Source organism: Ideonella benzenivorans, assembly GCF_020387415.1.
Taxonomy (GTDB): domain Bacteria; phylum Pseudomonadota; class Gammaproteobacteria; order Burkholderiales; family Burkholderiaceae_C; genus Ideonella; species Ideonella benzenivorans.
In genome coordinates this window covers 424,856-439,277 of record NZ_JAGWCB010000007.1, presented here as the reverse complement: position 1 = coordinate 439,277, position 14,422 = coordinate 424,856, and the positions used below count along the sequence as shown (strand labels likewise).

Annotated in this window: 12 protein-coding genes and 1 pseudogene; 2 read left to right on the top strand and 11 right to left on the bottom strand. The window is 71.0% G+C overall.

Features of this window, described 5'->3' with window-relative positions; genetic code table 11:
• The first annotated feature begins 124 nt into the window (after positions 1–124).
• Positions 125–856 (top strand): DUF2071 domain-containing protein, encoded by a 732-nt coding sequence (locus KGA65_RS05010; RefSeq protein WP_225862034.1) that lies wholly within the window; start codon positions 125–127, stop codon positions 854–856.
• A gap of 258 nt (positions 857–1,114) precedes the next feature.
• On the opposite strand, the pseudogene KGA65_RS21165 reads toward KGA65_RS05010, so the two are convergent.
• From KGA65_RS21165 to KGA65_RS04975, 7 genes and pseudogenes are all read right to left on the bottom strand, one after another.
• Positions 1,115–1,504 (bottom strand): annotated as a pseudogene (locus tag KGA65_RS21165) (FAD-dependent monooxygenase); the annotation flags it as partial.
• A 21-nt stretch (positions 1,505–1,525) separates the two neighbouring features.
• Positions 1,526–2,503 (bottom strand): glycosyl hydrolase, encoded by a 978-nt coding sequence (locus KGA65_RS05000; protein ID WP_225862033.1) that lies wholly within the window; start codon positions 2,501–2,503, stop codon positions 1,526–1,528.
• Between the two features lie 5 nt (positions 2,504–2,508).
• Entirely contained in the window at positions 2,509–5,205 is a 2,697-nt protein-coding gene (locus tag KGA65_RS04995; RefSeq protein WP_225862032.1) for a di-heme oxidoredictase family protein, read from the bottom strand.
• Positions 5,206–5,820: 615 nt separating this feature from the next.
• A complete protein-coding gene (locus KGA65_RS04990; protein ID WP_225862031.1) occupies positions 5,821–6,606 on the bottom strand; it encodes an SDR family oxidoreductase in 786 nt (261 codons plus the stop codon).
• Positions 6,607–6,669: 63 nt separating this feature from the next.
• Entirely contained in the window at positions 6,670–7,608 is a 939-nt protein-coding gene (locus KGA65_RS04985; protein ID WP_225862030.1) for a M14 family metallopeptidase, read from the bottom strand.
• Positions 7,609–7,613: 5 nt separating this feature from the next.
• Positions 7,614–8,018 carry an aspartate 1-decarboxylase gene (gene panD / locus KGA65_RS04980; RefSeq protein ID WP_225862029.1) on the bottom strand — a complete coding sequence of 135 codons (405 nt, stop codon included), beginning with the start codon at positions 8,016–8,018 and terminating at the stop codon, positions 7,614–7,616.
• 64 nt (positions 8,019–8,082) lie between these two features.
• Positions 8,083–9,822: a GGDEF domain-containing protein gene (locus KGA65_RS04975; RefSeq protein WP_225862028.1), complete on the bottom strand. Its 1,740-nt coding sequence runs from the start codon at positions 9,820–9,822 to the stop codon at positions 8,083–8,085.
• A gap of 194 nt (positions 9,823–10,016) precedes the next feature.
• Between KGA65_RS04975 and KGA65_RS04970 the strand changes: the two genes are divergently transcribed.
• Entirely contained in the window at positions 10,017–10,784 is a 768-nt protein-coding gene (locus KGA65_RS04970; RefSeq protein ID WP_225862027.1) for a 3-hydroxyacyl-CoA dehydrogenase, read from the top strand.
• 6 nt (positions 10,785–10,790) lie between these two features.
• On the opposite strand, the gene KGA65_RS04965 is transcribed toward KGA65_RS04970, so the two are convergent.
• Genes KGA65_RS04965 through KGA65_RS04950 form a run of 4 tightly spaced genes read right to left on the bottom strand, consistent with a single transcriptional unit; the run spans position 10,791 to position 14,407 of the window.
• Positions 10,791–12,293: an efflux transporter outer membrane subunit gene (locus KGA65_RS04965; protein ID WP_225862026.1), complete on the bottom strand. Its 1,503-nt coding sequence runs from the start codon at positions 12,291–12,293 to the stop codon at positions 10,791–10,793.
• 4 nt (positions 12,294–12,297) lie between these two features.
• On the bottom strand, positions 12,298–13,038 hold the full coding sequence (locus KGA65_RS04960) for an ABC transporter ATP-binding protein (RefSeq protein WP_225862025.1): 741 nt from the start codon (positions 13,036–13,038) through the stop codon (positions 12,298–12,300).
• Positions 13,035–14,174: an ABC transporter permease gene (locus tag KGA65_RS04955; protein ID WP_225862024.1), complete on the bottom strand. Its 1,140-nt coding sequence runs from the start codon at positions 14,172–14,174 to the stop codon at positions 13,035–13,037. The genes KGA65_RS04960 and KGA65_RS04955 overlap by 4 nt, the downstream gene beginning before the upstream one ends.
• A complete protein-coding gene (locus KGA65_RS04950; protein ID WP_225862023.1) occupies positions 14,171–14,407 on the bottom strand; it encodes a hypothetical protein in 237 nt (78 codons plus the stop codon). The genes KGA65_RS04955 and KGA65_RS04950 overlap by 4 nt, the downstream gene beginning before the upstream one ends.
• Between the last annotated feature and the right edge of the window lie 15 nt (positions 14,408–14,422).

Genomic DNA, 14,422 nt, shown 5'->3' with positions numbered 1-14,422 from the left:
GTACCGGCATCCCCGCCGAAGCTTGGCCGCGCCCCTCATCGAATGGGTGGCCAACGCCCCGCGATTCGCACGCTGGAGAAGGCGGGTTCTCTCGCGTCTGCCGTTCCTGCCATTGCGAAGCGATGTGGTCGACATCGTCTACCTCACCTGGCTGGTGCCCGTTGCGCACGTCCGAAGCCACGTGCCGGATGGCGTTGACCTGTGGCAACGCGATGGCCTGACGCCGTTCACCATCCTCACCTATCGACACCGGCACTTCGGGCCGGCGCTGCTCGGCCCCCTTCGCAAACTGTTTGCCTCGCCCCTGCAAAGCAACTGGCGCCTCTACCTGCGCGAGGCACCGGCCGGCGCGCCGGGGGGCCGAACGGTCCTGTTCACGCACAACGCGCTGAGCAACCTGCTCTACGTCCTGGGGGCCCGGTCGATGAGCGATGCCCTGCCGGCAGACCTCCCGGCCAGGTTCGTTCACCAGAAGACAGACGACGGCACCTACACGACGGACATCGCGCCGGGCGTGGGCAGCGCCCCGGCGCTCAGCGCCTGTGTCCGCCGCAGCAGATCCACCGATCTGCCGCCCGCGTTCGCCCGCCTGTTCGCCGGCTGGCGCGAGGCCGTGGCATTTCTGGCGCTGCAGGATGCGGCCGTGGTGAGTGTGCCAGGCACGCCACGGCTGGCCCATGCGGAGATCGATCTGCCCATCCCGATGGACGAGGTGCTCTGCGCACAGGGGGTCCAGGTGGACTGCCCGCTGGTGGACGCCTGGCACCCCGTGGGGCCACCGCTGTGCTTTGTCGTGCCGCGTGTGTCGTTCAGGGTCTGGTCGGAGCGACTGCTGCCCACCGGCGCCACGCACTGAGCCTTGTGCCGCCAGCGGGTGCGGGGCGCTCACTTCAGGGGTCGATGCGGTGCAGGTCGTCGTGCAGCAGGTCCACGATCTGCCGCTTGAGCGCGATGAACTCCGGCGCCAGCTCCACGTCTTCGGGCCGCGGGCGGGCCAGCGGCACGTCGATGACCTGGCGGATGCGGCCGGGCGGCGGGTCTGGCTGTCCAGCGCGCCGAAGGGCTCGTCAACATCACGAAGTCATCCGGCCCGCAGCCGGGGAATTACATGCCTGGGGAAGCGGTCGTGCCAGGCCGGGCCGTTGGCCACCAGGGAATCCCAGCGCTCGGAACGCCAGCGCTCGGCAATGCGGTGGCGCTCCAACACCAGGTGGGGAATGCCAAGCTTGCCCAGGTGCTCGCTCATGGCCACGCCAGCCTGGCCGGCGCCGACCACCAGCGTGTCTGTTTCCGTCAAATCGAGGGACATGTCGTTCCTCTGGGGCGGCTCGCGCGTCGTTGGACATGGCGTGGCCCTCGGCAGGCCCCGGCGGTCTGCCGTCACTCTCACCCATGCCCCGCGCTGGCCGCCGGGGTTGCTGTGAGAGCCATTCTGTTGAGAAGCGCCCCGCAGGGGAAATATGATTTTTGGAGCCGGGCGCGAGGAAAAAGCTTCGCTGCGCACAGCTCCCGCGCCGGCCGCCGCTCAGGCGGCCGTGAACGGCAGCGACAGGTAGTGCTGGCCCAGCTCGGTCGGCACGCCTGCGCCGGCCAGCAGGCTGGTGAAGTGCGGGTCCGGGCTCCACCGGCCGGTGAACCAGGCGTAGCGCAGCACGTCGGCGCGGGCCTCGCAGGTGGCCACCATGTCGCTCATCTGCGCCTGCTGCTTGGCGCTGGAATCGATCTGTGCGTCGCCGTCGCCGCTGTGCCAGTTGGCCATCTCGGTCACCCAGAAGGGCTTGCCGTACTTGGCCAGGCGGTCCAGCTGGTCGGCCAGGCCGTGGTCGTACCAGTGGAAGCCCAGGGCGTCGATGTGGGGGTCGCGTCCGGCGTTGGCGCCGCGGTAGGCGGCGTAGAAGGCATCCAGCCAGACGACCGGATCGGCATAACCGGCCAGCGTGCCCCAGGTGATCTGCGGCCCGATGAGTTGCACGCCGGTCGCCTGGGCCAGGGCCTCGAAGCGCGGCCACAGCGCGGCCGCCTGATCGGGCGTGAGGTTGGCCTGGTCCGTCAGGTTGGGCTCGTTGAGCACCAGCAGCTGGCGGATGCCGGGGTCGTCGCGCAGGACCTGCAGCACCTGCGCATCGTCGAACGCCCCGTTCCACAGCATGGGCACGAAATCCATGCCGTAGCGGCCGCGCAGGGTGGCGCTGTCGCCCCCGCTGGGCTGCAGGCCCCAGTCGTACCACCAGCCCACGCCGGGCGCCAGCGCCGCGTAGTCGTCTCCGGCGCTCAGGTCATAGGCGATGCCACGCTTGGCGCTGCGGGCGGGCCCGGCGGGCGGGGGCGCGGGCGGCGTGGGAGTCGGCGAGGGTGAAGGCGATGGCGACGGTGTTGAGCCGCCGCCACCGCAGGCGGTCAAGGCGGCCGTGGTGGCACCGACGGCCCCCGCGGCCAGCAGGGTGACGAACTGGCGGCGCTGCGCCTGGCCAGGGGCCGGCGCGGGACGGGTGATGGGGGTCATCGGCTTCACAGGGAGTTGAGGAAAGCCAGCAAAGCGTCGCGGTCCGCCTTGGAGAAGCCCACGAAGCGCTGCCGGCTGGCGGCCGCTTCGCCCCCGTGCCAGACGATGGCCTCGGTCAGGTTGCGGGCACGGCCGTCGTGCAGGTAGCCGATGGGGGTGCTGCCGGCCACGCGCTGGCTGTAGCCGATGCCCCACAGGGCCGAGGTGCGCCACATGTTGCCGCTGGCCTGCCCTTCCACCAGGCCGTCGGCCAGGTCGCCGCCCATGTCGTGCAGCAGCAGGTCGGTGTAGGGCTTGATGGTCTGGTTGCGGGCTTCGGTCAGCTCGGTGCCCAGGCCGGTCTTCATCTCGCTGATGTGACAGGCCGTGCAGCGCGCCTGGGCGAACAGCTGGCCGCCCCGGGTCACCTGGGCCGGGTCCACCTGCAGATAGGGCAGCGGCGTCACCCCTTTGGGGAAGCCGCTGCTCAGGCTGCGCTGGGCCGGCACGCCCAGCAGCCCCAGGTAGCGGGTGACCAGGGTCAGCGCGTCCTCCGGGATGCCGTTGGCGGCCGGGCCGCTGTGGCAGTTGGCGGCATCGGTCAGGCAGGACCGGCTGGGGTAGACGGGCGAGGTGACCGACATGTCCAGCAGCAGGGCGTTGGCCGCCTGGTGGCGCAGGCTCACCTTGGCGGCCTTCCAGCCATAGCGGCCCAGGCGCACCGCGCCGGTTTCGGGGTCGTAGGCGAAGTTGGCGCGGCCCATCACGCCGTCGGCATCCGGCGTGCTGCGGACCCGGGCCAGGATGTCGGCATCGGGCACGGCCTCGAGCAGGCCCATGCCGATCATCGGCTGCGCGCTGCGCAGCGAATACACCTCGGGCGTCACGCCGTCGAAGGCGATCCGTGGCTTGGAAAGCTCGACCACGGTGCCATCGGCCAGCGTGACGGTCCGGGTGTCGAAGCCGGCCACGCGCACGCCGGTGCCCCAGTCCTGCAGCGCGCCGGTGGTGGCCGAGCGGGCGTGCATCTGCACGGCCAGGCCGTAGACCGGGTCGGGCCGCTGCTGGCCATCGGTGCCGACCATGGCAGTGCGCACGGCCATGGTGTCCAGCAGCTGGTTGACGACGCTGGGGGCCGCGCTGCGCCCATTGTTGATGTGGCAGCCGAAGCAGGAGGACTGGTTGAAGCGTGGCCCCTGCAGCCGGACGGCGGCCTCGTTGCGGTCGTTGCCAGGTTCGTTGTGGTCGCCTGTCCACATGTTGGTGTGAACCCAGCGGCGGCCTTCGACGAAGCGCTGCATGTTCTGCATGCCGATGTTGTTGTACGGCTGCTGGAACATGAAGGTGGCGTTGTCGGCGTAGTCGTAGGACACCGAGCCCAGGCCGCCCTGCAGGGTCTCGGGCGGCAGGGGCGCGTTCATCAGCCGAGGCTGCACGCCATACGAGGGCCGCAGGCCCGCGCCGACGACGTAGGTCAGCTCGTTGGTGTAGTAGCGGAAGGCGCCGCTGTCGCCGATGGCGTCCATGGCGGCGCGGGTGGAGAAGAAGGAGCCGGTGAACTCGATGACATCGCCCTGGCGCAGCGAACGCGCCGGCACGGTGCTGCCGTTGGGCACCATCACGCCATCGCCGTTAGGCGACAGGTCCGCATGCCCCGGGTAGGTGTCGAACACGACGCTGCAGCCATCGTTGGCCCCCACGATGCCGTTGTAGCCGCTGCTGGGCTTGAGCAGGGCACCGTCGGGCGGCTTGGGCACCACGGGGCAGGCCGCGATGTCGTTGAAGCCCGCCGTGTAGGTGCTGTTGTCCAGCAAGGTGCCCGGGCTCATCCAGCCGTAGCCGGTGACGTGCGGATCGTCGAAGCGGCGGACGAAGGACTGCCCGCCCCCTCTTTGCGCCTGCTGGTAGTACTGGTTGACGATCAGGCGGGGTGCCGTGACGCCAGCCACCTGGCTGTTGTCGATGATCTCCACGCCCCAGGTGCGGTTCTTGAAGTAGTTGGCGACGAAGTTGAGGTAGGCGCCAGGTCCCTTGTCCTGGGGGCGGCCCGCGCTGTCCACGGTGTCGTTGGGGCCGAAGCCGATCTCGTTCCAGTCTTCGCCGCGTTCGCGCCCATGGCGCGAGCGGCCCACGAAGCCGAAGCGGGTCACCAGCGTGCCATCGGCCAACTGGAACTGGGTGGTTTCCAGCGCGGGCGCAGGGGCGGGCGACGCCAGTGCGCCGCCGTTGGGTGGAAATGGCGCGGCCGAGGTGACCGCCCGGCCGATCGAGTTGTCGCTGCCCGGAGAGGCGAAGCTCACCTCGAACAGCGAATACCCATATTGGGTGCCGCGGGCCACGCCCTGCAGACGCACATAACGGACATTGGCATTGAGATTGAAAAACTCCTGCGTGCCGCCCTGCCCGCCGATGACATAGCGCAGCTGATACCAGGTCGCACCGTCGTCGGAAACCTCGATCACATACTCCTTGCCGTATGCGTTTTCCCAGACCAGCTTCATGGCGCCGAGCTGTGTCTTGGCACCGAAGTCGAATTGGATCCAGGCATCGTCGGTGTAGGCACTTTCCCAGCGGGTCGCGCCGTCACCATCAACCGCCTTCGACGCCGTGTTGGTGGCGTTGGCGGTGGCCGACGAGGTCGCAGCCAGTGGCCGCACGGCCACGCCCGGCTGGCTGGTGTCGACGCCCACGGGCAGCTGCAACTGGGCAGGTGGGGACGGCAAGCGCTGCGAGTCGGGTGTGCTGGGCAGCGAGGGTGCAGGCGCTGCAGGGGGCAGCTCAAGAACGGGATCCTGCGCGGGGGCCGGTGCAGGTGCCGGCGCGGGGGTCACGGGCGCCGGATCTGTGGAAGCACCACCGCCGCCGCAGGCCGCCAGCAGCTGCGCCACCGCCAGCAGAGAACCAATGGTGCCGACGCGATGGGACCGCGTGGGGGCGGCATTCTGCCCTGCTTTTCCGTACTGCATGATTTTCCCGATCCATTCCAGAGGCCCCATCCGGTTTGACCCAATGGGCATGACCATTCAGCCCATTGCGCATCCGCCCCAATCTCCCCTACCGGGCAGAGGTCGCCGGAAACCGAATGGACACAAAGCCGCTGGAGTGCAACCTGTGTGCCAAGACCTGGATCCATCGGAATCCATTGCAACCATTTGCAAATTGCCCGCCAACTACGGGGACTTTCTGTGTGGGGTTCCATGGAAAGGAATGCCCAGCCCAAACCGATGGGCCGAAAAATGTCGCCCCATCACGTCCCGCACCGCGACGCCGCTGACAATTTTTGGCAACCCCAGGGGCTGCCCCGGTGGAGTGCCCCAGTTTGGGGTTCGCCCCCCGGCTCAGAGCGAGGGGATCAGCCCACCGTCGATGCGCAGTGTGGTGCCGGTGATGTAGGAGGCCCGCTCGCTGGCGAGGAAGGCCACCGCATCCGCGTATTCCTCCGGCCGACCGTAGCGCTGCATCGGGATGGTGGCGGCGCTCTCGGCCTGCACGGCGGTCGCATCCCGCCCGTCGCGCTGGGCCTTGGCGGCATCCAGGAACTGGGTGCGTGCGGTGGCGATGCGCCCTGGCACCACCACGTTGACCGTGATGCCCTGCGCCGCCACCTCGCGTGCCAGCGTCTTGGACCAGCCCAGCAGCGAGGCCCGCGCTGTGTTGGACAGCGCCAGGTTGGGGATGGGGGCGATCACGCCAGACGAAGTGCTGGTGATGATGCGGCCCCAGCCGCGCTCGCGCATGCCGGGCAACAGCCGGTCGGTGATGCCGAACACCGGCAGCACCAGAGATTCAAAGGTCTGGCGCCAGACCTCGGTGGCCTGGCCGTGCGCCGGCCCGGGCGCGGGGCCGCCGGTGTTGTTGACCAGGATGTCGATGCCGCCCACCTGGGCCAGCACGGCCTCCACGCCGGCGGACCATTCCTCGGCCCGGCCCAGGTCCCAGTGGAAGGGCAGCGCCTGTCCGCCGAAGGCGCGGATCATGGCCACGGTTTCTTCCACCGGTTCCGGGCGCCGGCCGGTCACGCACACCTGGGCTCCTTCGCGGGCCAAGGCCAGGGCGATGGCCCGCCCCAGACCGCTGCCCGCCGCCAACACCAGGGCCCGTTTGCCCGTCAGTCCCAGATCCATCGCATTCATCCTTGTCGCCGCGCACCCGCGCAGCCCGTGGAGCGAAGCTTACGGCGGCCGCGCTCAGCCCTGCCGCTGCAGAAAGTCGATCGCCGCGTTGACGGCAGCCTGCTGCGCCGCGCAGCACTGGGCCGGCGTGGCGGTGGCGCTGTCGGGGTAGACCTCGGTGGTGGTCACGTAGCGGGCCGTGGTCATGGCGCCGCACAGGCCCAGCGTGCGCTTGGCGTAAAGGATCACCCCCGGCACCAGTTGCGGCTCGCCCAGGATCTGCCCCTGCGCGTCGGGCGCGGCGATGTGGGTCACGCGCCGCACCGCCTCGACCAGGGCCTGCTGGAACGCGGGCTCGGGGCGCTCGGTGTCGCCCACCAGATAGAAGCCGTCCGGGATCGGCGGCAGCGCCTCGGCCGGGCGCCCGTCGCGTGCGGCCTTGGCCGGGCCGAACTCGCTGTTGTCGGTGTCGGTGGTCTCGTGCAGGTCGATGTGCAGGGCCACCTGCGGCGCCTGGGCCGCCACGCAGGCCATGGCCAGCGCGGCTTCGGCGGCCGGGCTGCCCGGTTTGAACTGGCGGTTCGGGTCCAGTGCGTCGGGGTTCCAGCGGTTGATGGTTTCGTAACCCCAGGGGCTGACGCAGGGCAGGACCAGCAGGTTGACCGCCGCCGCGTGGCGCGCGCCATCCTGCCGCAGCCATTGCAGCGCCCCTTGCACGCCGCTGGTCTCGTAGCCATGCACGCCGCCGGTGACCAGCACCACCGGGCGGTCGGCCTGCCAGTGGCGGCTGCGTACTGCCTGCAGCGGGTAACGCCCCAGGCCCAGGCGGTCGTAGTCCAGCGTGCCGTAGGAGAACACCTCCAGCGCGGACGGCAGCCCGGCCTGCAGCGGCGTCAGCACCTCGTCGCGGTAGCTGCGCCGCACTGCCTGGCGGGCGCGCCAGGCGGCGGTCTCGGCCTCGCCCCAGGGCGTGCCCGGCGTGCCGATCGGATAGGGCATCGCGACGCTGCGCATGTCGCTCAGCCTCGGTCTGCCCAGGGCGAGACCTGTGGCGGGTTCTGAGCCTCGGCGCGCAGCTCCTTGATGCGGTTCTGCCCGTCGACGAACACCAGCCGGGGCTGGTGGGCGGCCACCTGGTCCTCATGCACCTGGGCAAAGGCCGCGATGATCACCAGATCCCCGGTGGCGGCCCGGCGCGCGGCCGAACCGTTGAGCGAAATGATGCCGCTGCCGCGCGGCGCCTTGATCACGTAGGTGACGATGCGCTCACCGTTGTCCACGTTCCAGATGTGGATCTGCTCGTTCTCGCACAGGTTGGCGGCTTCCATGAGGTCTTCGGGGATGCCGCAGGACCCTTCGTAATGCAGCTCGCAGTGGGTGACAACGGCGCGGTGGATCTTGGACTTGAGCAGGGTACGGAACATGGGAACACCGGTTCAGAACGAAGCGGGTATTGTCGCCCGTCCCCGCCCCCGGCCACCCTGCCGTCTAGCCCACGACCACGCAGTTGCGCCCGGCGGCCTTGGCCCGGTACATGGCCGCATCGGCCGCCTTCATCAGGCCATCCAGGTCGCCGATGCCGCCGTCCTGCAGGGCCACCCCCAGGCTGGCCGTCACGGCCAGTTCAACACCGTCCGCCAGGGGCAGCCGCTGGGTGCACAGGTGTTCGCGCAGGCGTTCGGCGAACTGCCGGGCCTGCTCGCCGTCGGCCCCCTCCAGCAGCACGACGAACTCCTCGCCCCCCAGGCGGGCTGCCAGGTCCGAGGGCCGGGTGACCGCGCGGATGCCGCGGGCCACATGCACCAGGGCCTGGTCACCGGTTTCATGGCCGAAGCGGTCGTTGACCGACTTGAAATGGTCGATGTCCAGCAGCACCAGCGCCACCGGCCGGCCCGCCAGGCTGGCCGACTCCAGGGCCTGCTGCGCCGTGTGGACGAAGCAGCGGCGGTTGGCCAAGCCCGTCAGGAAATCGGTGTTGGAGCGCAAGTTCAGCCGGGCGATCAGCGCGCTGCGCTCCTCCTCCCTCGCCTCCTGCAGCAAGGCATGCTGGCGCAGCGTCTTCACCGCCTGCACCACCTCGGCCATCTCGTCGCGGTGCCGCACCTCGGGCAGCGTGCGGGTGTAGTCGCCACGGGCCATGCCGTGCAGCACCCGGATGGTGGCGCCCAGCGGCTGCAACAGGCGGCGCTGCAGGGTCGCCACCATCAGGATCAGCAGCAGCAGGCTGACCGCCGTGACCCCGGCGGTCAGTGCCAGGGCCTGACGGGCCGCCTGCGCCTCACCGGCCACGTTGGCGGAGATGTCGCCCAGCAACCGATCGCGCAGCACGACGATGGCGTCCATCTGCGGCACATAGACCTCGGCGAAGCGGGCGGGCCGCAGGCCATAGTCGCCCCGCTGCTCACCCTGGCGGATCACCGCCTCGACCATGGCCAGCCCCGTCTGGAAGTAGCGCGTCTGCACCTGGCTCCAGGCGCTGTGCAGCGTCGGCTCGTCGGCCACCTGGCCCTCCTGGCGCAGGGCCAGTTGCTCGCGCAGCTGGTCGATGCGCCCCCGGGTGCGTGCCAACGTCAGCTGTTCGTCGTGCGTCAGCGGCCGCTGCAAGGCCAGCGCGGCCGTCAGGTGCGAGCCCAGCAGGCCGGCCTGTTCCCGCAGGTCGGCGGCCATCTTGGCCGCCTGGACTTCGCCACCGATGGCGGGGGCGGCCCGCTGCAGCCCATCGGCCGCGGCCTCCACCGCCGGCATCAGCTCCGGGATCACCGCGGCCATGGCGGCCACCGCTGCCCGAATCACCTCGGCATTGGCCTGCGGCTGGGGCAACCTGGCCACCCCATCCACGCGGGCGCGTCCTTCCTGCAACTGCCGCTGGGCATGGCCGAAATGCGACAGCGCCGCGGCATGGCGCGGGTCTGCGGTGCGCACCAGCAGCGCGGCCTGCAACGCGGCAAAGGCCTCGTCGGTGCGCCCGCGCGCCAGGGCCAGGTGCTGGCGCAGCGCCGCCCCCGCAGCCGCCCCCTGGCCCATCACCGCGTTCGCGGGCCCCCGCTCGCGCGAGGCCATCTCGGCCGCCACCAGGGCCAGGCGGAAATCCTGCAAAGCCTGGCTGGCCTGGTCCGCCGCCTGCAGACGCACCCATTCGGCCCAGGTGGCCCGCCCCGCCACCGCAATCGAGGACACCGTCAACAACAGCGCCAGCAAAGGCATCAGCCTGCGCAAAGGCAGGCTCATCGGCAGGAACGGAGGGCCCTGCGGGTCAGAGGCGGTGGATCGGGAAGGGGCCATGGGCAAGCCGTGCATCTTATGCGGGCACCCTGTCCCGACGGCGTGATAGGCTGGCCCGCCAGGGATCATGCAGCCCGCGGCTCCTCACCCGGCCCCCGTCCGGTGTGGGCCGTCATCCATCACAAAACAGGAGACAAGCGATGCAAATCGAACACGGCGTGTTCATCGTCACCGGCGCCGGCTCCGGCCTGGGCGCGGCCACCGCGCAGCGCCTGGTGGGCCAGGGTGCCCGCGTGGTGCTGGTGGACATGAACGCCGCCGCCGGCCAGGCCCAGGCCGAGGCCCTGGGTCCGGCGACCCGCTTCGTGCAGGCCGATGTGTCCGACCCCGCCAGCGCCCAGGCCGCGGTGGACACCGCGCTGTCGGCCTTCGGCCAGCTCAACGGCCTGATCAACTGTGCCGGCGTGGCCCCGGCCGAGAAGGTGCTGGGCCGCGAGGGCCCGCATAAGCTGGAAAGCTTTGCCCGCACGGTGCAGATCAACCTGATCGGCACCTTCAACATGCTGCGCCTGGCGGCCGACGCGATGGCCAAGGGCCAGCCCGATGCCCAGGGCGAGCGCGGCGTGATCGTCAACACCGCCTCGGTGGCGGCCTTCGATGGCCAGATCGGCCAGGCCGGCTATGCGGCCTCCAAGGGCGGCGTGGTGGCGCTGACGCTGCCGGTGGCCCGCGAGCTGGCGCGCCACGGCATCCGCGTGATGACCATCGCCCCGGGCATCATGGGCACGCCGATGATGAAGGGCATGCCCACCGAGGTGCAGGACGCGCTGGGCAAGATGGTGCCCTTCCCCGCGCGCATGGGCGAGCCCGACGAGTACGCCCGCCTGGTGGCCCACATCATCGACAACACCTACCTCAACGGCGAGGTGATCCGCCTGGACGGCGCCATCCGCATGGCGGCCAAGTGAGGCGGCTCATGCCGGCCAGGCCATCACCTTGCGCAAGGTGGCCTGGGCCAGGAAGAGCTGCTGACGCAGGTCCAGCAGCGTGAGTTCGCGCTGCAAGGCGGTCTGCTGGGCGGCCAGCGCGTCGGTGCGCCGGCCCAGGCCCACGTCCACCCGCTGCAGTTGGCGCAGGGCTTGGCGGTGGGCCGCCTCGGCGGCGGCCTGTTGTTGGCGCAGCTGGTCCTGCACGGCCTGTTCGGCCACCAGGGCGTCCTCCACCTCCCGCAGGGCCTGCAGCAGCGTGCCCTGGTAGGCCTGGGCGGCCTCGTCCAGCCGGGCCCGGGCCGCATCGGCCTGCGCCGTCCGCCGCCCGCCGTCCAACACCGACTGGCTGATCTGCAGCCCCAGCGACCAGACCAGGCTGCCCGGGTCCAGCAGCGTGGACAGGGCGCTGGACTCGCGGCCCAGCGAGGTGGTCAGCAGCAGGCTCGGGAAGTTGGCCGCCCGCGCCGCGCCCAACCGGTCCAGCGCCGCCTGCAGGCGCAGCTCAGCGGCCTGCACGTCGGGGCGGCGCTGTAGCACGCGCGAGGGCACATCGGACAGCGGCGGCAGCGGCACCGGCGTCCCCTGCGTGTCGTTCACGGCCGGCAGCTGGTCCACGGCCACCCCGCACAGCACGGACAGGGCATGGAAGTCCTGGGCGTACTGCTGGCGGATCTGGCTGGCCTGCAGCTGGGCATCGCGCAGGGCCGCCTCCAGCGCATCGGCCTCGCCGGCATCGCCCAGGCCGGCCTGCGCGCTGGCCTGGGCCAGATGCCAGCGCTGCAGCGCCAGCTGCGCCAGCTCGTCCCGCAACAGCAGCTGGCCCTGGTGCACGCGCAGGGCTTCGTAGGTGCTGGCCACCGACAGGGTCAGCGCCCGACGGGCCGCTTCCAGGTCCAGCACCGTGGCCTGGGCCTCATGGGCGGAGGCGCGGGCGGTTTCGCTCAACCGGCCCCACAGGTCCACCTCGTAGGAGGCATCCAGGCCCAGCCGCAGGCGCGTGCTGGCCGGCTCGGTCTCCACCGTCACGGGGGGTGCTACGCCACCCGTGGTGCTGCGGATCTGCCATGCTGGGTCCAGGTGTTCGGAGCTGCGGCTGCGCCCCACGCTGGGTCCGGCGCTGAGCTGCAGGCGACGCGCGGCCTCGTCCAGGCCGGCGGCGGCCCGGGCCTCGTCGATGCGGGCCTTGGCCGCCCCCAGGTCCGCGTTGTGGGCCAGGGCCAGAGCCATCAGCCGGTCCAGCAGCGGGTCGCCCTGGGCCTGCCACCAGGGCGGGGCCTCGGGGGCAGTGGCCGATGCAGGCGAAGCTGCAGGTGCGGAGGCGCTCACAGGCACGGCGGCCTGCAAGAACTGCGCTGGCGCAGTGAAGGCGGTCAACGTGGCCAACGTGGGGGGCTCGGGCGCGTGGGCACAGCCAGCCAGGGCCCCGCAGACCAGGGAGGCCAGCCCCCAGCCGGCCCCCCATGCCCTGCGGGGAAGGCCCCGGAGCACGGCGTCAGGCCGTCGCGGAGGATGAAGGGGAAGAGTCAAGCAAGCGCTCCTTCAAGTGACCGTCGTCCATGTCCAGGATGCGGTCGAAGAGGTCCAGGCTGCGGTGGTCGTGCGTGACCACCAGCACGGCGGCCCCGGTGTCGCGGGCCACGCGGTGGAACAGGGTCATCACCTGCCGGCCGCGCTGGCTGTCCAGGGCCGCGGTGGGCTCGTCGGCCAGCAGCAGCGGCGGGCGGTTGGCCAGGGCGCGGGCGATGGCCACGCGCTGCTGCTCGCCACCGGAGAGCTGGCTGGGCAGGTTGTCGCGCCGGTGGGCCACGTCCAGGTAGCTCAGCAGCTCCATCGCGCGGGCCTCGGCGGGGGCACCGCGCAGGCCGTTGATCTCCAGCGCCAGCAGCACGTTCTCCAGGCCGGTGAGGAAGGACACCAGGTTGGGCTTTTGGAAGACAAAGCCGATGCAGGCGCGGCGAAAGGCCCGGGGGTCCCCGATGGCGCGCTGCGCCCCGCTGGCCAGGCGGCCCTGCAGCCAGACCTCGCCCTCGGTGGGTTCCTCCAGCAGCCCGGCCATCATCAGCAGCGTGGACTTGCCCGCCCCGCTGGGCCCCAGCAGGCCGGCCATCTGGCCCGTCTGCAGTTGCACGCTGACCTGCGACAACGCCGCCACCGCGGTATCGCCCCGGCCGTAGACCTTGCTCACCCCGCGCAGCTCCAGCGCCGGCACCGCGGTGACGGGCATGGTGCTCATGACAGCACCTCCCGCGCCTCGACCTGCAGGGCCTTCCAGATGCCCAACAGCGCACCCAGCCCGCACAGCGCCAGCACGATGGCGGCGAACATCAGGAAGTCCTGCGGCGGCTGCACCAGGCGACGGGGGAACCAGGGCCAGATCAGCGGCCCCAACAGCAACGCCACGCCATAGCCCAGCACGCCCAGGGCCAGGGCCTGCTGCAGGATCATCGAGACGATGGGCCCGTTGGGGCTGCCGATCAGCTTGAGCAGGGCGATCTCGTGGCGCTTCTCCAGCGTCATCGTGTAAATGGTCACCGCGATCACCACCGCGCTCACCAGCAGCAGCACCGCGGTGAACATCAGGATCTGCCCGCGCAGGCGGCCCAGCCGGCCGTAGAGGAACACGGTGCGCTGCTCTTCGGCACTCATCACCACCACGTCGCCCCAGCGGTCGATGGTGCGACGCACCGCGGCGGCATCCGCCGGGCTCGCCAAGTCCACCATGATGGCCGCCACATTGGCCCCGCGGCCCGTCAGCACCGGCCGCCCGGCCTCGCGGGCAATGGCCACGGCATCCGGGGGTCGGCGGGTCTGCACGTCCAGCGCGTCGTTGATGCCCAGCGCCACCACCGGATTACCGCTGGAGTCCAGGTAGTGGCGCGCCAGGCCCACCACCGTGACGAGGGTGCCATCCAGGTCCAGCACGTCACCCAGGCGCAGGCCAGTGGATTCATCGGCGATGGCCTCGCCGCGGCCGGCCGCCAGGGAGCGCCCGGCCTGCAGCGGAATCCAGTCGCCCCGGTCGGCGGGGTAGTCCAGCCCGATCAGCGAGCCGCGCACCGTGGCGCCGCGGATCTCGAAGCGCCGCGACTGCAGCGTGAACTGGCGCGCCGCGCGCACGCCGGGTACCGCCAGCGTGCGCGCCAGGGTGCGGCGGTCGATGGAGGAGCCCTCGGCGAAGGGGCCTTCGGTGCCCGCCTGGATCACCCACAGGTCGGCCCCCGAGTCGTCGATGATGGCCAGCGCATCGGCCACGATGCCGTGGTACAGGCCCGTCATCGACATGGCCGCCAGCAGGGTCAGCCCCACCCCCAGGCCGGTCAGCAGAAAGCGCGCCAGGTTGGCGCGGATGTCCTTCACGGCCAGGTTCATGGCCCCTCCTTGACCAGCGCCCGCGGCGGCTTCGCCGCGTCGAGACAAGAATGCGCAGGACAGCCCCCCGACGCCGGGGCCGAGGTGGCATGCACCGTCATCACCCCGGCCAGGTAGGCCTGCCCCGCGATCTGATCCACTCGCGCCCGCAGATCGACCCGCACGCTCTGCCACCACAACCCGGCCAGCAGACTGATCAGGGCCGAGATCACCGCCGCGATGAGGCCGCTCATGGCCAATGAGGGTGC

What these genes read in the sequence shown, in the direction of transcription:
- KGA65_RS04960 (WP_225862025.1), bottom strand. Translation starts at nt 13,038, where the DNA reads ATGAGCACCATGCCCGTCACCGCGGTGCCGGCGCTGGAGCTGCGCGGG.
- KGA65_RS04955 (WP_225862024.1), bottom strand. Translation starts at nt 14,174, where the DNA reads ATGAACCTGGCCGTGAAGGACATCCGCGCCAACCTGGCGCGCTTTCTG.
- panD (WP_225862029.1), bottom strand. Translation starts at nt 8,018, where the DNA reads ATGTTCCGTACCCTGCTCAAGTCCAAGATCCACCGCGCCGTTGTCACC.
- KGA65_RS04970 (WP_225862027.1), top strand. Translation starts at nt 10,017, where the DNA reads ATGCAAATCGAACACGGCGTGTTCATCGTCACCGGCGCCGGCTCCGGC.
- KGA65_RS05000 (WP_225862033.1), bottom strand. Translation starts at nt 2,503, where the DNA reads ATGACCCCCATCACCCGTCCCGCGCCGGCCCCTGGCCAGGCGCAGCGC.
- KGA65_RS04950 (WP_225862023.1), bottom strand. Translation starts at nt 14,407, where the DNA reads ATGAGCGGCCTCATCGCGGCGGTGATCTCGGCCCTGATCAGTCTGCTG.
- KGA65_RS04975 (WP_225862028.1), bottom strand. Translation starts at nt 9,822, where the DNA reads ATGAGCCTGCCTTTGCGCAGGCTGATGCCTTTGCTGGCGCTGTTGTTG.
- KGA65_RS04990 (WP_225862031.1), bottom strand. Translation starts at nt 6,606, where the DNA reads ATGGATCTGGGACTGACGGGCAAACGGGCCCTGGTGTTGGCGGCGGGC.
- KGA65_RS04985 (WP_225862030.1), bottom strand. Translation starts at nt 7,608, where the DNA reads ATGCGCAGCGTCGCGATGCCCTATCCGATCGGCACGCCGGGCACGCCC.